At 62.8% G+C, this 17,255-nt stretch carries 16 protein-coding genes and 1 pseudogene; 6 read left to right on the top strand and 11 right to left on the bottom strand.

What is annotated here, in order from left to right; all coding sequences use genetic code 11:
* Positions 1-280, bottom strand: a pseudogene (locus tag D0550_RS18265) (hypothetical protein); the annotation flags it as partial.
* 161 nt (positions 281-441) lie between these two features.
* Between D0550_RS18265 and D0550_RS18260 the strand changes: the two are divergent.
* Positions 442-1,005 (top strand): DUF924 family protein, encoded by a 564-nt coding sequence (locus tag D0550_RS18260; RefSeq protein WP_116810634.1) that lies wholly within the window; start codon positions 442-444, stop codon positions 1,003-1,005.
* Between the two features lie 3 nt (positions 1,006-1,008).
* Here D0550_RS18260 and D0550_RS18255 read toward each other — a convergent pair whose 3' ends face one another.
* A complete protein-coding gene (locus tag D0550_RS18255; protein ID WP_161965911.1) occupies positions 1,009-2,400 on the bottom strand; it encodes a spinster family MFS transporter in 1,392 nt (463 codons plus the stop codon).
* A 175-nt stretch (positions 2,401-2,575) separates the two neighbouring features.
* Here D0550_RS18255 and D0550_RS18250 point away from each other — a divergent pair, with 175 nt between their 5' ends.
* On the top strand, positions 2,576-3,871 hold the full coding sequence (locus D0550_RS18250; protein ID WP_116810632.1) for a glutamate-5-semialdehyde dehydrogenase: 1,296 nt from the start codon (positions 2,576-2,578) through the stop codon (positions 3,869-3,871).
* Positions 3,872-3,911: 40 nt separating this feature from the next.
* A complete protein-coding gene (locus D0550_RS18245; protein ID WP_161965910.1) occupies positions 3,912-5,360 on the top strand; it encodes an OmpA family protein in 1,449 nt (482 codons plus the stop codon).
* Here D0550_RS18245 and D0550_RS18240 read toward each other — a convergent pair.
* The 7 genes from D0550_RS18240 to D0550_RS18210 form a co-directional block, all read right to left on the bottom strand.
* Positions 5,354-5,833 carry a molybdenum cofactor biosynthesis protein MoaE gene (locus D0550_RS18240; protein WP_116810630.1) on the bottom strand — a complete coding sequence of 160 codons (480 nt, stop codon included), beginning with the start codon at positions 5,831-5,833 and terminating at the stop codon, positions 5,354-5,356. The genes D0550_RS18245 and D0550_RS18240 overlap by 7 nt on opposite strands.
* Positions 5,830-6,726: an NTP transferase domain-containing protein gene (locus tag D0550_RS18235; protein WP_116810629.1), complete on the bottom strand. Its 897-nt coding sequence runs from the start codon at positions 6,724-6,726 to the stop codon at positions 5,830-5,832. Before D0550_RS18235 ends, D0550_RS18240 begins: the two co-directional genes overlap by 4 nt.
* On the bottom strand, positions 6,716-7,183 hold the full coding sequence (gene moaC, locus D0550_RS18230; protein WP_116810628.1) for a cyclic pyranopterin monophosphate synthase MoaC: 468 nt from the start codon (positions 7,181-7,183) through the stop codon (positions 6,716-6,718). Before moaC ends, D0550_RS18235 begins: the two co-directional genes overlap by 11 nt.
* Before the next feature lie 4 nt (positions 7,184-7,187).
* A complete protein-coding gene (moaA, locus tag D0550_RS18225; protein ID WP_116810627.1) occupies positions 7,188-8,237 on the bottom strand; it encodes a GTP 3',8-cyclase MoaA in 1,050 nt (349 codons plus the stop codon).
* Positions 8,238-8,241: 4 nt separating this feature from the next.
* Complete coding sequence (locus D0550_RS18220; RefSeq protein ID WP_116810626.1) at positions 8,242-9,453, bottom strand: molybdopterin molybdotransferase MoeA; 1,212 nt, start codon at positions 9,451-9,453, stop codon at positions 8,242-8,244.
* 387 nt (positions 9,454-9,840) lie between these two features.
* Positions 9,841-10,191, bottom strand: a complete 351-nt coding sequence (locus D0550_RS18215) for a hypothetical protein (protein ID WP_116810625.1) — start codon at positions 10,189-10,191, stop codon at positions 9,841-9,843.
* 273 nt (positions 10,192-10,464) lie between these two features.
* Positions 10,465-10,836 carry a hypothetical protein gene (locus D0550_RS18210; protein WP_116810624.1) on the bottom strand — a complete coding sequence of 124 codons (372 nt, stop codon included), beginning with the start codon at positions 10,834-10,836 and terminating at the stop codon, positions 10,465-10,467.
* A gap of 99 nt (positions 10,837-10,935) precedes the next feature.
* Here D0550_RS18210 and modB point away from each other — a divergent pair, with 99 nt between their 5' ends.
* Together modB and modC are read left to right on the top strand one after the other, a co-directional pair.
* A complete protein-coding gene (gene modB / locus D0550_RS18205; protein ID WP_116810623.1) occupies positions 10,936-11,625 on the top strand; it encodes a molybdate ABC transporter permease subunit in 690 nt (229 codons plus the stop codon).
* 7 nt (positions 11,626-11,632) lie between these two features.
* Positions 11,633-12,754, top strand: a complete 1,122-nt coding sequence (modC, locus tag D0550_RS18200; protein ID WP_116810622.1) for a molybdenum ABC transporter ATP-binding protein — start codon at positions 11,633-11,635, stop codon at positions 12,752-12,754.
* Here modC and modA read toward each other — a convergent pair.
* Positions 12,729-13,982 (bottom strand): molybdate ABC transporter substrate-binding protein, encoded by a 1,254-nt coding sequence (modA, locus tag D0550_RS18195; protein WP_116810621.1) that lies wholly within the window; start codon positions 13,980-13,982, stop codon positions 12,729-12,731. The genes modC and modA overlap by 26 nt on opposite strands.
* 80 nt (positions 13,983-14,062) lie before the next feature.
* Between modA and D0550_RS18190 the strand changes: the two genes are divergently transcribed.
* Complete coding sequence (locus D0550_RS18190) at positions 14,063-14,488, top strand: winged helix-turn-helix domain-containing protein (protein ID WP_116810620.1); 426 nt, start codon at positions 14,063-14,065, stop codon at positions 14,486-14,488.
* 18 nt (positions 14,489-14,506) lie between these two features.
* Here D0550_RS18190 and D0550_RS18185 read toward each other — a convergent pair whose 3' ends face one another.
* Positions 14,507-16,564, bottom strand: coding sequence for a TonB-dependent receptor plug domain-containing protein (locus D0550_RS18185; protein ID WP_153067224.1), 2,058 nt, complete (start codon positions 16,562-16,564; stop codon positions 14,507-14,509).
* Positions 16,565-17,255 lie beyond the last annotated feature (691 nt).

The raw sequence follows: 17,255 nt of genomic DNA, 5'->3' as shown, positions 1-17,255 counted from the left end.
GCAGCGTCAGATGTGTATAAGAGACAGAGTCGACGATGCGCGTGGCGACGGAATTCAGGTTGACGAGGTTGAGCAGATCCGTGGTGGAGAACGACCCGACCAGCGGCGGCGGATTCTCGATCAGCGTGCCGGAGGTGGGCGGCGGCGGCGGTGGCGGTGGCTCAACCTGGCCCGTGCCGGGGCTGTCATTGTTGTCGTTGTTGCTGCACGCGGCCAGCATGAAGGCGCTGCCGAGTACTGCGAAAACTTTCAATCCCGCTGAGCTGAACGCAGACGGCATCGCATCTTCCTCGTGTTGACGTAAGTACCAATGCGTGAGAGCGGAACCTGGATCGTTGCGGCGACAAGTATTTTGTCGGCTGCTCGTGCCCACTGCCCCGTCGGGAACCTTCCGACCGTTTGTGACTTTGATAAGGTTCGGTTTTCAGTTTGAGCGCCGCGATGTCTTCGAAAGAATTACCAGCAGGTTGGGTCGACGATGTGTTGCATTTCTGGTTCGATGAGCTGAACGAGCAGGATTGGTTCCGCAGCGACAGCCGGGTGGATGAGATTTGCCGCGCGCGCTTTGGCGGGACTTACGCCGCTTTGAAGGCCGATCCGCCGGATCCCGCGAGTGCCGACGCACGCACGCTGCTCGCGGCGGTCATCGTGTTCGATCAATTTCCTCGCAATATCTTTCGCAAAACGCCGGACGCCTACGCGACCGATGACAAGGCGCTGGCGTTGGCTCGGTCCGCAGTGGCGAGTGGCAAGGATCGGTCATTGCCCCAGATGCAGCGCCACTTTCTTTATATGCCCTTCATGCACAGCGAGGACCTGGCGATGCAGGCGGAGTCGGTGCGGCTGTTCGATGCGCTGGGAATTGCGGATGGCGTGAAGTACGCGCGTCATCATCGCGGCATCGTGGAGCGATTCGGGCGGTTCCCTCATCGCAACGTCATCCTCGGGCGCCCTTCGACACCCGAGGAGTTGGCGTTCTTGAAGGACCAGCCGCCGCTGGTTTGATTGTCAGAGACCGGCAGCGGCGCGCGCTTGGTTGCCGGTCTCGATGTCCTCGCGCAGCGTCTTGGCGGCGAGGTAGTAGTGCAACGCCGACCACAGATTGATGAGCAGGGTCACGCGGATCGACCAGCGCAGACCGTCGGCGAGCGCCACCTTCTCGGCGATTCCTTGCGACACGAAGTATTCCTTGAACAGATCGCTCATCGCGCCGGTGAACATCGGCCCGAGCCCGAGGCCGATGAAGTTGAGGATGAGCAGCAGGAACGCCGAGGCGAGCGCGCGCTCGCGCAATCCGACCAGCCGATGCGTCGACGCGATGCTGGGGCCGAGATAAGCGGCCGCGAGGGCGATGTACAGCGTCAACAACAGTAACGCGACCTTGGTGTTGTCCAACGCGTACACGACCTGGCCGAACGGCACGACGATGATGAGCGTGATCGCTGGGATCCACACATACCAGCGCGGATCTTGCGTGCGTGCGTAGTAACGATCGCACCATGCGCCGCCCAGATACGTGCCAGACAAGCCCCCCAGCGCAACGACGATCGCCAGCCAGGCGCCGACATCGCCCAGGCTCATGCCATGGCTGCGCATGAAGAACGGGGAATAAAATGAGCTCAGCCCGTAGCTGACGAATGCATGCAGACCGGCAGCGAGCGATAGATGACGGAAGGATTTTTTTGCCCACAGATTGCCCATCACTTGCTTGAAGGGCGGCGGCTCGGCAAGCGCGACCGGTGTGGGCTCGGAGAAGCCGCGCGGCGGCTCTTTGACGGTCAACTTGAGAATCAGCGCGACGACCAGACCCGGCAGGCCGACGGTGAAGAACGCTGCACGCCAGCCATATTCGTGCGCGACCAGACCGCCGACGAGGAAGCCGAGAGCGCTGCCGCCATACACGCCCATCGAATAGATCGACAGCGCAGTGGCGCGCTTCTTGGGCTCGACGTAATCGCTGATGATGGAATACGCCGACGGGCTGCAGCCAGCCTCGCCGACACCGACGCCGATGCGCGCGATCAGCAGGTGCCAGAAGTTCCTGGCCATGCCCGACACGACTGTGAAGGCGCTCCAGATCACGATGGAGGCGGTGATGATGTTGACCCGATTGCGTGTGTCAGCCATGCGCGCGATCGGAATGCCGAGCGTCGAATAGAAGGCGGCGAAGGCCAGGCCGCTCAGCATGCCGAGCTGCCAGTCGTGCAGGTCGAATTCCTGCTTGATGGGCTCGAGCACGATCGACAGGATCTGCCGGTCGACGTAGTTGAACACGTAGATGACGAACAGCAGCCAGACGACGTAGTTGCGATAGGCGTTGCTGGCGCGGAATGTGCCGGTCGCGTCGCTGCCGCTCGCGCTGGCGGCTCGGTCGCCGACCGATGGTGCTTCTACTGCCATGTCATCCCCCGTCCGATGTCGTGGCATTGTGTCATCGCAACGCTCGTTTGACAGCGCGCGGCCAGTCAAGAAATGACCAAGACTGGGCCGCTGAGCGCCGCCAGTTTCGCGGTGTAGAAGCACAGCGGCCGGTTGACACTTCTTTACCCGGGCGGGGTGCCGCTAGAATGAACTCATGAACGCTTCCACACAGAATTTGCAGCCCGAAGGCGATGCCGCCGCGCTTGCTGAATCGATGCAGGGCCTGGGCCGAGCGGCCAAGCGCGCCGCTCGATCTCTGGCCCAGGCCAGCACTGAGGTCAAAAACGCCGCCTTGCAAGCGGCCGCCGCGGCGATTCGCGAGCGCTGTGCCGATTTGCTGGCCGCCAATCGCGCCGATGTCGAGCAGGCCAAACAGCGCGGCCTGTCGTCGTCGCTGCTCGACCGTCTCGTCTTGAACGAGCAACGCGTCGAAGCCATGGCCCGCGGCATCGAGGACATCATCGCTTTGCCGGATCCCATTGGCAGCGTCATCACCAGCTGGACTCGTCCGAATGGTTTGCAGATCGCGCGCGTGCGCGTGCCGCTGGGCGTCGTCGGCATCATTTACGAGAGCCGTCCCAACGTCACTGCCGACGCCGGTGCGCTTTGTTTGAAATCGGGCAACGCGGTCATCCTGCGTGGCGGCAGCGAGAGCAATCGCTCGATCAAAGCAATTCACGAATGTCTCGCCGCCGGGCTGCGCGCCGCTGGCTTGCCCGAGGCTGCCATCCAGGTCGTGCCGACGACCGATCGCGCGGCGGTGGGTTACATGCTCTCGAGCATGACCGAGTTCATCAATGTCGTGGTGCCTCGCGGCGGTCGCAGTCTGGTGGAGCGGGTGCAGAAGGAAGCACGCGTGCCGGTCATCGGCCACCTCGACGGCAATTGTCACGTGTTCGTGGATCGTGATGCCGACGTCGGCATGGCTCGCGAAGTCGTGCTCAATGCGAAGCTTCGTCGCACCGGTGTGTGCGGGGCCGCCGAGACTGTGTTGTTCGATCGCGCCGGCAATGCTGCCGCAACTGTTTTGAAGTCGCTGCTCGACGCCGGCTGCGAGGTGCGCGGCGATGAAACGTTACAGCGGCTCGACTCGCGTATCGTCCCCGCGGTCGAGGCGGACTGGAGCACGGAATATCTCGAGCCCATCATCGCCGCGAAAGTGGTCGACGGCGTCGACGATGCCATCGCGCACATTGCGAAGTACGGCTCGGCGCACACCGAGTCCATCATCACGGCCAATCAAGCCACGGCGGACCGTTTCCTCGGCGGCGTCGACAGTGCCATCGTTTTGCATAACGCATCGACCCAGTTCGCCGACGGCGGCGAATTCGGCATGGGCGCGGAAATCGGCATATCGACCGATAAATTCCATGCGCGCGGCCCGGTGGGCGCTGAGCAGCTCACCAGTTACAAGTATGTGGTGCGTGGCTCCGGCCAGATCCGGCCCTGACGTATACTGCGCGCTCAAGTTTGCATTCGGGCCCGTTGGTATGTCCCAGCTATTCGCGCTGATCGTTGTCGTGTTTCTGAGCCTCGGCGCCGCCCCGGCGTCGGCCGCCGGCAATCTCGATGCCGCTGCGCTGGCTGCCGCCGTGGAAAAAGGGCGCGCCGACCAACTCGATGTGCTTGCGCCGAAGACTTTCGCTGCGGCGGTACAGGCCAGCCAGAACGCCACCAAGGAAGCTGAACGAGGCCGTGGCACTGAAAAAATTGCTGCTCGCGTGCAGGAGGGTGAGGCGGCCCTGGAAAAGGCCCGCAGTGTCGCCGCGACTGCTCGTCAATCGTTGGCCGGCGTGATCAAGACTCGTCAGGATGCATTGGTTGCCGAAGCGCCGAAGTTTGCGGGCGATGCCTGGACCAAGGCCAACGAGCGGTTCGTGCAAGCCATGCGTGAGAACGAAAGCGGCGATGTGCCGAACGCCCAGAAGCGGGCGGCTGAGGCCGAGGTGCTGTTACGTAACGTCGAGTTGATCGGCATCAAAGGCGGCATTCTCAATGAAGCGCGCAACCTGATCGCCCAAGCCGATGCTGCCAAGGTGGAACGCTACGCGCCCCGCACGCTGCAAGCGGCGAAGCGGCATCTCGCTGAGGCCGAGCAGGAGATTCAGCGCAATCGCTACGACGTCAGTCAGCCCCGCAAGCTCGCCGCTCAAGCAGTCTACGACGCTCGGCATGCAACGTATCTGGCGCAGCAGACCCAGCGGGTCATGCAGCAGGAAAAAGACAATCAGGCCGGCGTCGAGGCGTTGGTCCTCTCCTGGGAAGAGCCGCTCCAGCGCATCGCCAAGGACATGGAGCTGGACGTCCGCTTCGACGAAGGCCATCAGGCGCCGATGAAGGAGCTGGGCGAGTACGCCCAACAGCAGACCCAGGAAGTGCGTCGCCTGAAGCAGGAGCTGCAGGATCGCGACGAGCAGATCCTCGCGCTGAACAATCAGTTGAAGCGGGTCGAGTCGCGGCTCGGTGGCGAGTCGCAGGAGCGCATCGCGCTACAGCGTCAGGTCGACGCGCAGGCACAGCTGCGTGCGAACATCGCTGCGATCGAAGCTTCGTTCACGTCGGATGAGGCACGCGTGTATCGGCAGGGCGAAGACGTCGTCATGTCATTGATGGGCATCAATTTCCCGTCGGGTCGCAGCACCATCGACGGCAGCAGTGCAGTGCTGATGAGGAAAGTGCAGCAGGCGCTGACCCGGTTCCCGGACGCTACCATCGTGGTCGAAGGTCACACGGATGCGAACGGCAGCGACTCGGCCAACCTGATCCTGTCGCAGGATCGCGCCGACGCCGTGAAGCAGTATCTCGTGAGTCAGTTCGGCGCGAACGCGGAGAAGGTCAGCTCGATCGGCTATGGCGAGGCCCGGCCGGTCGCGACCAACGAGACGCCTGCCGGTCGTGCGCGCAATCGGCGCATCGACCTGGTCATTCACGTTCAGTGATTGTGATCGTGCGCATGAGGATGCTCGTGCGCATGGTCATGACCGGGAACGGCGCAGCGCTCGCAGTTCACCCAGCCTGAGTCGCCGTTGACGTAGTGCTCCTTCTTCCAGATGGGCACGCGGTGTTTCACTTCATCGATGATGTAGCGGCACGCGGCGAAGGCTTCAGCGCGATGCTTCGAACTGACCCCCACCCAGACGGCCACGTCGCCGATGGCCAGTGAGCCGACTCGATGGACGCAGGCGGCTTTCAGCACGCCGAAACGTGCGATGGCTTCGTTGACGATGCGCTCGCCTTCCTTGTTCGCCAACGCTTCGAACGCTTCGTATTCCAGGCGAGTGACGGCGTGGCCTTCATTGTGATTGCGCACCCAGCCTTCGAAGGAAGCATAGCCGCCAGCGGCGTCGTCGCCGAGCTCACGACGGTAGGTGTCGAGAGTCAGGGGTGTGGTGCTGAAGGAAAAAGGTTTCATCCGCCTGCCACCGGAGGTATGAAGACGACGGTGTCGCCATGACGCAGCGGCGTCTGCCAGTCGCTGAATTCGGAATTGAGGGCGACTTTGAGCTGCGCTGGATTTAGCTGGAACGGATGACGCTGGCGGAGCTCATCGAAGAGCTCGGCGGGCGTCGATGCTGTGGTGTCCAATGTTTCTTCGCTGCGCCCGGCTTGTTCGCGCAGGATGGCGTAGTACTGGACGCGCAAGGTACGAGGCTTCGTGTCCTTGGTTCCTGACGCCGCAGCAGTAGCAAATTGAGACTCGCCGCGCTGGCTTGGAGAAGAGAAGGCGGCTACTGCCGAGCTGTACTCGTCCGATGTGTTCACATTGTCGAGCGCGCGGGTGTCTGGTAGATCCAGCAGCAGTGAGTCGGCATTGATCAGAAACTTGCGTGGGCACTGCTTGCCTGCCGCGACGAACGCCAGCACTGGCTCACGCGCAGCCGGTTCCCAGATCGCGCAGAGCGGCTCGGGGAGGCCATCGTGGCTGCTCTTGAACGCTGTCGCGATCTTGCGCGAGTCCCGATGCTCGACCAGATGCCGCAGCGTCTGCTCATTCAAAAACGGCAGATCGCAAGCCACGACCAGCCAAGCCGCCTTCGGATGCGCATGCAGCGCCGCCGAGATCCCGGCAATCGGCCCAATTCCCGGCTGGCGATCCACAATCTGCGGCAGTCCCGCTCGAGTCGGCTCCTCGCGTTGATCGGGCCTCACAGAAACAAACGTCGCCGCACACACGTGCGACAGCAAATGAAACGTCCAATGCAACTGCGACTGACCGTGATACTCGATCGCCGCCTTGTCCCGCTGCATGCGCGTGCTCGCGCCGCCGGCCAGCACCAGGCCGAACAAAGGTGCGTCAGCCGACATCGCTCTTGCCTCCACGCTTTTCGACCAGCCGCGTCTCCGCTATCACGATGTCGTGCGACAGCGCCTTGCACATATCGTAAATGGTGAGCGCAGCCACGCTCGCGCCGGTCAGTGCCTCCATCTCGACGCCGGTTTTGTGGTGAACCGATACCGTGCAGCGAACGATCGCCTCGTCACCTTCCATCTCGATCGCCACGTTGCATTTCTCGATGCCGAGCGGATGGCAGAACGGAATCAAATCGTGCGTGCGCTTCGCAGCCATCGTGCCCGCGATGATGGCCGTCTGAAATACCGGCCCTTTCGGCGTGTTGAACTGCTGGGTGCGCAGCGCCTCGGCGACCTCAGCCGGAAAACGCACGCGCGTCTGCGCCGTCGCCGTGCGCTTGGTCACGACCTTGTCGCTCACGTCGACCATGGTCGGTCGCGAGCTCGAGTCGATATGAGTAAACGTCGCCATCCAATCAGCCACCGATGTAATACATCTCGATCTTGCGCAACGGCTGCTCACCGTTCTTGAGCGTGGCGCGGGCCTCGCTGTAACGGTCGCCGCGCTTCAGCCAGGTGTTCGAGATCAACTGGCTCAGCTCCGCATCCGTCGCGCCCTGCCGCAAAGGTGTCCGCAGGTCGACGCCGGAGCGGGCGAAGAGACAAGTATAGAACACGCCTTCCGACGACAGCCGCGCCCGCGTGCAGTCACCGCAGAACGGATTGGTTATCGAAGAAATGAAGCCGACCTCGCCGAGCCCATCGTCGAACGCGTAACGCTCGGCGACTTCGCCGCGATAGTTCGGATCGACCGGGTGCAACGGCCAACGCTGACTGATGCGCCCCACCAGCTCGCGTGAGGGCACGACGCGCTCCAGGCTCCAATGATTGCGGTTGCCCACATCCATATATTCGATGAAGCGCACGATCACGCCGCTGCCGCGGAAGCGCTCGATCAGGTCCAGTGCCGTGTGATCGTTCAAGCCACGCTCGATCACCGAATTGATCTTGATCGGCGCGAGGCCTGCCTCCTGAGCGGCGCGAATGCCATCGAGCACGCGATCCAGATCGCCCATGCCGCCGCTCATCTCCTTGAAAATCTCCGGATCGGTCGTGTCGAGACTGACGGTGATCCGGTGCAGGCCGTTGGCCTTCAGTTCGACCGCGTGCTGAGCGAGCAGCACGCCGTTGGTCGTCAAAGCCACGTCCTGCACGCCTTCGATCGCGGTGAGGTCGCCTACCAGATCCGCCAGATTCGAGCGCAGCAGCGGCTCGCCGCCGGTGAGACGCACTTTCTTCACGCCCAGGTCGACGAACATGCGGGTCAGGCGCGTAATCTCTTCGAACGACAGCCGCTCGTTCGATTTCAGGAAACGATAGTTCTCGTGGAACGTTTCCTTCGGCATGCAGTACGGGCAGCGGAAGTTGCAGCGGTCCATTACCGAGATCCGCAAGTCGTGCAGCGGCCGGCCCAGCAGGTCGTGCGGGCGGTGCTTCACGGGCAGTTCTGTAACGGTGGATGGCATTCGGCTACCAGCGATAGAGAGGCAACGACGCGTCTTCCATAACGACTCGCGGACCGGGCGGCAGTTCCACGAATCCGACCGTACCGACCAACGACGTGAAATCCCCCGAGCCGCGCGTGGGATGCGGCGTGGCGCATTGCCCCGCGACGGTCTGCGTGAGCATCACGGGCAGGAACACGGCGAGCGAGGGCTTAACTTCGTAGCTTTGGGCAAGGCAGACCGTTTCAACGGCCCGGGGCGCGGCCCCTTGGGCTGCCTGCAATCCCGGCAGGACATAGCGCGTCAGGCAGACCAGTGTCGAAACCGGGTTGCCAGGCAATGCGTACACGGTTTGTCCGCCGCTGCCTACGCCGAACCACAACGGCTTGCCGGGGCGCTGCGCGACCTTGTGGAAGATCATGCGCACGCCGAGTTCCTGCAGCACCTGCGGAACGTAATCGAACCGGCCCATCGAGACGCCGCCGCTCAGAATCATCACGTCGTTGGCTGCAAGGTGAGATCGCAGGCGCTCGCGCAATTTGGGCAGGTCGTCGGGCACATGATCGTGCGAGAGCGCGGCATATCCGTGCCGTCGCAGCGATGCGAGCACGGCATAAACGTTGGAACGCGAGATCTGCCAATCCTGCAGCGGCTGGCCGGGCTCGACCAGTTCGTCGCCCGTGGAGATCACGACGATGCGCGGCGGCTTCGAGACCAGTGCATGTGTTTGCCCATTCGAAGCGATCACGGCAACTTCGGCGGGGCCCAGACGGCAGCCCGCAGGTAACAACAAATCGCCGCGACGCGAGTCGATGCCGCGATTGTGGATGTTGACGTTACGCACGGGAGCGGGCGCGTCGTCGCGCAATTGGGCGACGCCGTCGCTCACATCGATGTTCTCGACCGGGACGACACAGTCGCAGCCGACAGGGAGCATGGCGCCTGTCATCACTTCGATGCAGTCGCTGAGCTCGCGTAACGTCAGCGGTGCCGCACCGGCGGCTTGAGTGCCGGCGATGCGGAAACTATTCCGCCCGCGCTGCCAGCTCTCGAACGAGAACGCGATGCCGTCCATCGTGACCCGGTCGAACGGCGGCTGATCGCGGGTGGAGGTGAGGGACTCGCGCAGCACCGCGCCCGACAGCTCGGTCAGGGGCAAATGCACGGCCGGCAGCTGCGTCGCATGCTGACGAATCGCGGCTTCGGCTTCAGCGGGTGAGGGGAGTCGGCTGGACACCCGGAAAGTGTGTCACGAGCCCACCGGGGGCGCTATATCTGCTCGGAAACTGCGCAGAAATGGGCAAATCCCGGCCAGTTTCCAGCCACGATTGCGAAAGACGCGGGATGGGCGGCCGACTCCTTGGATCCACATCCGCGCGCAAGCAGGGAAACTGAGTCCGTAGCTCCCCCATGGAGCGGCTGATTCGCTCCATTCCTTGGCCTTTGGCCTGCCTCGCCGTTGGCACATCAATCCAGCGGCGCTACAGCGCCTGGGTGAGCGCGGATGCCTTTTCGAGGCGACTTAACGTCGCCTCGAACCGCGCGAACGCCGGTACACGGATGTACCGGCTGGCTGAGGTCCAAGGACGGTTACTTGCGATGACCTTCCTCGGGCTTGTCTGTCTTAGCCGCGCGCCTTGAACACACGCACCTGCTCGTTGAACAGCTTGGCCTTGGCCTGCAGCTCATCGATGGCGGCGTTGTGCTTCTTGGTCTGCATGGTCTTCAGCTGCATCAGCTGCGCGGTGCCGGCGGCCTTGCTCTTGGTCTCCTCTTCCAGGCACGCGCCGAACGCGTTCACTTCGTCGTTGTAGGCCTTGAAGGCCTGCATGGCGGCGACCATTTCCGGCTCCGAGGCGGTCTTGCCGTCCGGAATCGAGGCGGGGGCTTTCGGGAAGGCGCATTCGGCTTGGGCGGTGGCCACGCCAAAGGCGAGGGCGAAAGCAGCGCCGATGGTGAGCAACTTGCGGTTCATTATCTAATCTCCAGCTGATCCGTGAGCGTGAGCCGATGTAACGGCGGACACAGCGGGCATCGGCCCTACGAGCGTTCGCTTAAGGGTCGATTTGTTGGCACCTCGCACAACTGCGACGGCGGTCGCACTGCTTCGAGGGGTTGGCTGGAAAACGTGAAATGGGTCGCCGCGCGAGGCGCAGGACGGGCTCGTGCAAAGCCCCAATGAGGCTGTCGGGGGTTTAGCTGTCGGGGCACGCAGGTTCACATAAGCTCGTGCCCCGACACGGAAAAATCAGCTCTTTTTACCGCGCGCCTTGAATACTTTCACCTGCTCGTTGAATTGCGCGGCGGTGGATTCCAGCTCCTCGACGGCGGCGTTGTGGCGCTTGTTGTGAATGGCCTTGATCTGCTCGATCTGATCGGCCGGCGCGTCGCTGCCGGCGGCCTCGATGCGGGAATTCATTTCGGCTTCCAGGCAGCTCAGATAGGTCGTGACCAGGCCGTTGTAATCCTTGATGGCCTTCATGCCGGTGACCATTTGATCCTGGGAGGCGGTGGCCCCATCGGGCAGACCGGTCGGCGCTTTCGGATACGTGCAGTCCGCGCTGGCGGTGGCGACAGCCAGGCTGGCCAGCAGCGTGCCAGCAACGATGGTTTTGATCATGACGAATCCTCTAGCGGTGACCGGGGCATATTAAGGTGCGCCTGCGCTGCTTGGCTATGCTCAAAACGTCGACGATCGCAGCTGCCCTATACTGTCGCGATGATGCTCACCGCCGCCGAGGTGGACGCCGTCCGCCTGAGCCTGTCGATCGCCCTGCGCAGCGTGCTGTTCAGCTTGCCGCTGGCGATTCTCGTGGCGTGGCTGCTGACTCGACGCAGATTGCATGGTCAGCTGTTGCTCGATGCATTCGTGCACTTGCCGCTGGTGTTGCCGCCCGTCGTGGTTGGCTACTTGCTGCTGCTGTTGTTTGGAATGCGTGGGCCCATCGGCGGTTGGCTATATGCACACTTTGGCATCCAGCTCGTCTTTACCAGCGCGGGCGCAGCGTTGGCCACCGCGGTCATGAGTTTTCCATTGATGGTACGAGCCATTCGTATCTCGTTGGAGGGCGTCGATGCGGGCCTTGAAGATGCGGCGCGCACGCTCGGTGCAGGCGCTTGGGATCGTTTCTTTACTGTGACTTTGCCGCTGATGCTGCCGGGCATTCTGGCCGGCGCAGTCACCGCGTTCTCGGCGGGGCTCGGCGAGTTCGGCGCCGTCATCACTTTCGTTTCAAACATTCCAGGCGAGACGCGCACGCTGCCGTTGGCGCTCTACACCGCTTTGCAGACGCCAGGGGGCGACGCCATGGCGGCTCGTCTCGCGACCATTTCGTTCTCGCTCGGTCTGCTCGGATTGATCGCGGCTGAATTCATCGCGCGTCGCGTGCGCCGGATGTTGGGAAGGTAGCGGCCGCATGTTCAGTATTCGCGCCAAGAAGCGACGCGACGCCTTCGTGCTCGACGTGGCCATCGAAGTTGCATCGCCAGGCGTGGTTGCGCTGTTCGGCCGCTCCGGCTGCGGTAAGACGACACTAGCGAATATCGTTGCGGGACTGCTGCCGGCCGACGAGGCGCACATCGTGATCGACGGCGTCGCGCTCGATCAGAACGGCAGTTCGCTCCGGGCCGAGCACCGGCGCATCGGTTACGTCTTTCAGGATGCGCGATTGTTTCCTCACCTGGATGTGATGGGGAATCTGCGCTATGGAGAGAAGCGCGCGAAGGCGCATCGAGATACGCCGCGCATCACTCTCGACACAGTCGCGCCGCTGCTCGGGCTCGAGCCGCTGTTGACGCGGCGAGTGCATCAGCTGTCGGGTGGCGAACGTCAGCGCGTCGCGCTCGGCCGCGCATTATTGATGAGTCCGCGATTGTTGATTCTCGATGAACCGTTGGCGTCACTCGACGCCGCGCGTCGCGAAGAGGTCTTGCCGTATCTGGAAAAGCTGCGCGATGAGCTGGCGATTCCCATGATCTATGTGAGCCACCAGTTCGAAGAGGTGCTCCGGCTCGCGACCCATGTCGTGTTGATGGAGCAAGGCAAGGTGCTGTCCCAAGGCTCGCTGGACGAGGTGAGCCTGCATCCGGAGTTGCGGGCGATCGTGGGGCCGGAAGCCGTGGGTGCGGTAGTTCACGGCGTCGTCGAATCGGTGGATGAGGGCAGCGGCCTGGCGAGCGTTCGCATCGGGTCGAACGTGCTGCGGATTCATCTGCGAGCGGCGCGTGCAGGGGCTCACATCCGAGCGCAACTGCTCGCGCGCGATATCATTCTCGCGACCTCGCGACCCGACAACCTCAGCGTCCGCAACATCATGACTGGAACGATCGCGCGGATCGTTCCAGATGATGAGGATGCGGAGCTGGTCTATGTCGATATCGGCGGCGCGTCGGTCCTGTCGCGCGTGACGCGGGCCGCTACGACGGCATTGGGCCTGCGCGTCGGTTTGCCGGTGTGGGCGCTGGTGAAGTCCGTTTCGATTCGGGGGCACGCGTTTCTCGAAGGATCGCCCCTCAGTTCGTCGTCACTGCGAGCTTGATCTGCTGCTCGGTGCTGCCGCTGACTTGAATCACTACGGGCTGGTCCGGCGCGACATTGAACTCCACGACCTTGCGTAGCACTTTGCAGTTGCCGCTGCCGGTGTGACGCGTCGAGTCGATCAATTTGCCGCCGCTGAGCACGTCGAGCCAGGCGGCTTCGGTCGCGGTGACGCGAATGGTTCGGGCGCGAGGCGAGGTGACTTTGAGCAGGCCGGCGTACGAACCGTCGGCCACCGTCGACTTTCCAGGCGGAGTCGCGAACGACATTTTGCTTTGCTCCGCCAGGGTCACGGCGTACAGCTGATTCACATCGATCGGCGCGGCTGAGTTCACCGTGGTCGTTGCGGTCACTTCGCGAGGCTTGCTTGCGAATACCTGCAGTTCCTTGCTCACATCGAAGCGGAAACCGCTGCACGCTGGAGCGCTGTCCGCTGCCATGCCGCCGCCCAGGATGGTGAAACCCGCTTTAGTGAAGATGCCGCGAGCGGCATCGCTGCGCAGGAACTTCAGGAATGAGGCCGTCTGCGGCGAGGCGCTGGTCGTTGCCGCCACCGGATACGAGATGGGCGGGTGCGACGACTCGGGGAACAGATCGACCACCCGAACCTGCGGCTCGACGGCAGCATCGGTCGCATAGACGATGCCGAGCGGCGCTTCGCCGCGAGCCACGTACATCAGCGCGACACGAACGTTGTCCGCTCGCACGAGGCGAGGTTCGATGGCAGGCCACAGATCAAGATTGCCGAGCGCGGTCTTGGCGTACTTGCCGACCGGCACAGAGTCCGGATCGCCGGTGGACAGGCGGCCGTTCGGGCCGAGCGCGGCCAGCAAGGGGGCGCCTTTCTGCAGCTTCAACGTGACCTTGCTGTCCTTCGGTGCGATCAGCACCAGGCGATTGCCCAGCAGGTCGCTGCGCGTGTCGACGTCGATCAGCTTGCGCTCCTGCAGGTAGTTCATCCAATCCTGGTCGGCGGACAGGAACGCGTCGGCCCTCGCACCCGACTCGATCTGCTTGGCCAGTGCGGAGCTGGCGGCGAACGAGAACTTCACCGGCACGTTGGATTGCTTGGTGTACAGCTGACCGGTCTGTTGCAACACATCGGTCAGCGAGGCGGCCGCGAACACGATCAACGGCTGGCGTTGCGCTTCGGCCGCCGTGGCCGTCTGGGCCAGCAACAGGGCGGCAGTGAGAAGCTGCGCAAGGCTGCGCGCCAGGGATTTGATCATGCTGATACCTCGATGGCCGCCGGCGCTTGGATCGCGGGCGGCGCTGCGTTACTTTCCTGCTTCGCCCGCGGAGACCCACCATGAGCCGGCTCAAGATTACGTTGCGTGTGGATTTCGATTCCGACCATGCCATCGGACCGGGCAAGGTGGCGTTGCTCGAGAAAATGCGCGATTCCGGCTCGCTGTCGCAGGCGGCGCGCGATCTGGATATGAGCTACCGCCGCGCCTGGCAGTTGCTGGCCAGTCTCAATCAAACCTTCCGCGAGCCGCTGGTCCTCACCAGCACGGGCGGCTCGGGCGGCGGCGGCACGACGCTCACCGAGTTCGGCGAAGCGATCGTGGCCGCGTATCGGCAGTTCGAAAAAGAGACCAACACCCGCGCCGAGAAATACTTCGGCTCCATGCTGAAGACGGTGAGCACTCAGCGCGAGGGTACGCGTCGTTCCATCACCCGCACGCAGCGCTCGCCGGCCACGGCGGCGGCCAAGCGAGCGTCGTCTCGGTGATGGAGCTGCGTTCACTGATTAAAAGTCCAGCTTGAACTTGGCGTAGTAGGTGCGGCCCTGTTCAGGGTAACCGAACGCGAGCTGATAGTTCTTATCCAGCATATTGCGCGCGCCGAGAGCCAGCTCCCACGAGTCGCTGCCGCGATACTGCACTTGTAGATTCGCCAGCACATACTCGCCGACTTCCACGAAGCCGCCGCCGGTGCGATCGCTCCAGCGGTCATCCGCCAGCTCGACGTTCGGCATCAAGGTGAGTTGCGGGATGGGCTGATAGCTCACGAACACCAGGGCCTGATGCGTCGGTGTGCCGGTGGGGCGCAGGCCGGGTTGCAAGGCGTCGGTGATCTCGCGATGCAGATAGCTGTAGTTCGCACCGATGCGCAGCTGATCGCTGAGTTGCGAATCGGCGCTCAGTTCGATGCCGTACGCTGCGCCATCGCCGACGTTCTGCGTCTGCGTCAGCTGCGGTGACGCTTGCACGATCACCGTCTGAATCATGTTGCTGATGTCGTTGTAGAACACGGCCGCGGACAGCGTCGTGTTGTCCCACTGCGTGCCGCTGTTCCAGCCGATCTCGTAGTTGAGGCCGCGTTCCGCATCCAGGTCTGGATTGGGCACGGCGTTGCCGAAGCGCGTGCTGAAGCGCTCGAAGATGGTGGCGAACCGAGAACGCGACGAGATCGACGCGTGCAGCTGAGCGGCATCGTTGTAACGCCAGTAGATGGCGGCTTGCGCGTTGACGGCGTCGCTGTCGCCGGTCGGGTAGTTGTAGACGCCGAGGGCGGTCGAGTAATCGGTGGCTTCCTTCAGCTCGTTCTTGTCATAGCTCACGCCGACTACGGCGCTGAGCTGTGACGTGAACTGCATGGTGTCTTCCAATGCAACGGACCACGTGTGCTCACGCGTTCCAGTCCACGGCTCGGTCGTGGCGAGCGTCGGATGCGTTGGACGGTTGTAGTTGATCTCGCGATGCTCATCGACGCGATAGTGAATCGCGCCTTTGAGTGTGTTGCTTTCGCTCAGCGCCATGCCCGCTTCGATGCTGCCGCCGTAGCCTTCGTCGTCGTAGGCGCTGCGGAAGCGGCCGTTGAGTGACTGGGTCGTATAGGTCGCATCGTCATAGGCCCAGAGCGCGTTGTCGAACGTGTTGTAGAACAACCGCGTCTTCAAATAACTGCTGTCGCTGAGTTGCGTGTGAGACAGCCAGTAGATGCTGTTCGTGTCCCACCACGGCCACGTCCAATAACTGTTGGGCGGATTCGGCGGGTTGTTGAAGACTTGCAGCGGCGCGCCTTTCTGGCCTTCCTGCTTGGTGTAGCTGAGGCTGTACTCGTCGGTTTCGTTCGGCGTGTAGCCGACTTTGACGTTCACGCGCCAGTCGGTGGTGGCGGAGCCGTTGCGTTTGCCGCCGTCTTCCATGGCGGTGGGGCGGAAATCGTCGGAGAGCGACCAGTGGTCGCGGTCGAGATAGCTGCCGCTCGCCTGCACGTAATACTTGTCTTGTCGGGTGCCGAGGCTGAGCGTGCTGCTCCAGCCTTCGTAGTCGTTGTTGCCGAACATGGCGCTGCTTTGAAACGACGACTCGAATTCCTTGGTGGGTTTGCGAGTCACCAGATTGATCGCACCGCCGAGGCCGCCGGGGCCGTCCAATACCGAGGCATAGCCTTTGCGGATTTGAATCTCGGCGAGGTCCTGCGTGAGGAAACGATTGAAGTCGAGCCGATTGTCGGCGGGAAGATAGACGCGAATGCCATCGATGGACAGCGGCACCTGCCAGCGGCCGTAGCCACGCACCAGGATGTCATGTTCGTTGCGGCGACCGTTCGAGTCGAACGTGCTGGTCACGCCAGGGACGAGTTTCACGGCCTCATCGAGCGTGTTTACGTTGAAGTTCCACACTTCGTCCTGGCTGACGGTGGCGTCGCCGAGGACCGTATTCATGCGAGGTGCAACGACGGTGATCTGGCCGAGCGCAAAGACACTGCTGTCGTCGGCATGCGCGAGGCCGCTCACGCAGATTGCAGCGAGCGGCGCGCCCATCGCGAGTGTCGCTGTGCGGAAAGGTTTCTTTGCCAAGCTGGGGCTCCCTGGTGCTTTTTTTCAGTGCGCTGCTTGATGCCGCTGTCGCGGCGGGCTGCGCGATATCCGTCAGGATATAACGAGGGCAGGGCAGGGCGCTATGTCCGATCCTGCATATCGATTGCTTTTTGCTGGCGCTGACAGCGCGCTTTGCGCGCGGGAGCGGGCGTGGGTGTGTCGCTGGTTAGAGGAAGGGCGCGGCTTCGCTGGGCGCGCGTAGAAGAAGGAGCGTTGGCGGCTATGTTCCTAGCGACTCCCTGGGCGACGAAGTGTGGCTATCCGCGTGGTTACGCGGCGCGAAGCCAGGGGATGGTGCGATCGTTAGATGCTCGTCGAGGAATGGGTGAATTTAACACTCGGCGTATATGGACTCCCCCTGCAAGTAGAGACTGATCGAGTTCGACTCACGAGGATTCGCTTGCAGGCGTATATCCGGCATCTGAGGTGGGATGTGTTACGTCCCGTGCCGACATGGAGATCTGCAACACTGCGGTGCCACGCGTTTCCCCGGCGGCGGGAGCGCCAAAGAATGTACCGGCATCAAGCAGCGCGGACGCGGTCCAGTGAGCCATGATGAGCGATGAGCCTCTGAAGCAAGCGTGTGGTTGGACGCCGATGTGTTGCGAGCACTAATGCGCCAATACGAAGCTGGTACGCGCAAGTTTATAGGGTAACCGGGAGCGACTGC

The organism is Steroidobacter cummioxidans (assembly GCF_003104955.1).
The sequence above is the reverse complement of the archived record's forward strand: the minus strand, read 5'-3'. Positions and strand labels throughout refer to the sequence as shown.

Bases quoted from the DNA above. Each gene is read 5' to 3' on its own strand.
- D0550_RS18260 (WP_116810634.1), top strand. From the start codon at position 442: ATGTCTTCGAAAGAATTACCAGCAGGTTGGGTCGACGATGTGTTGCAT.
- D0550_RS18255 (WP_161965911.1), bottom strand. From the start codon at position 2,400: ATGGCAGTAGAAGCACCATCGGTCGGCGACCGAGCCGCCAGCGCGAGC.
- D0550_RS18250 (WP_116810632.1), top strand. From the start codon at position 2,576: ATGAACGCTTCCACACAGAATTTGCAGCCCGAAGGCGATGCCGCCGCG.
- D0550_RS18245 (WP_161965910.1), top strand. From the start codon at position 3,912: ATGTCCCAGCTATTCGCGCTGATCGTTGTCGTGTTTCTGAGCCTCGGC.
- D0550_RS18240 (WP_116810630.1), bottom strand. From the start codon at position 5,833: ATGAAACCTTTTTCCTTCAGCACCACACCCCTGACTCTCGACACCTAC.
- D0550_RS18235 (WP_116810629.1), bottom strand. From the start codon at position 6,726: ATGTCGGCTGACGCACCTTTGTTCGGCCTGGTGCTGGCCGGCGGCGCG.
- moaC (WP_116810628.1), bottom strand. From the start codon at position 7,183: ATGGCGACGTTTACTCATATCGACTCGAGCTCGCGACCGACCATGGTC.
- moaA (WP_116810627.1), bottom strand. From the start codon at position 8,237: ATGCCATCCACCGTTACAGAACTGCCCGTGAAGCACCGCCCGCACGAC.
- D0550_RS18215 (WP_116810625.1), bottom strand. From the start codon at position 10,191: ATGAACCGCAAGTTGCTCACCATCGGCGCTGCTTTCGCCCTCGCCTTT.
- D0550_RS18210 (WP_116810624.1), bottom strand. From the start codon at position 10,836: ATGATCAAAACCATCGTTGCTGGCACGCTGCTGGCCAGCCTGGCTGTC.
- modB (WP_116810623.1), top strand. From the start codon at position 10,936: ATGATGCTCACCGCCGCCGAGGTGGACGCCGTCCGCCTGAGCCTGTCG.
- modC (WP_116810622.1), top strand. From the start codon at position 11,633: ATGTTCAGTATTCGCGCCAAGAAGCGACGCGACGCCTTCGTGCTCGAC.
- modA (WP_116810621.1), bottom strand. From the start codon at position 13,982: ATGATCAAATCCCTGGCGCGCAGCCTTGCGCAGCTTCTCACTGCCGCC.
- D0550_RS18190 (WP_116810620.1), top strand. From the start codon at position 14,063: ATGAGCCGGCTCAAGATTACGTTGCGTGTGGATTTCGATTCCGACCAT.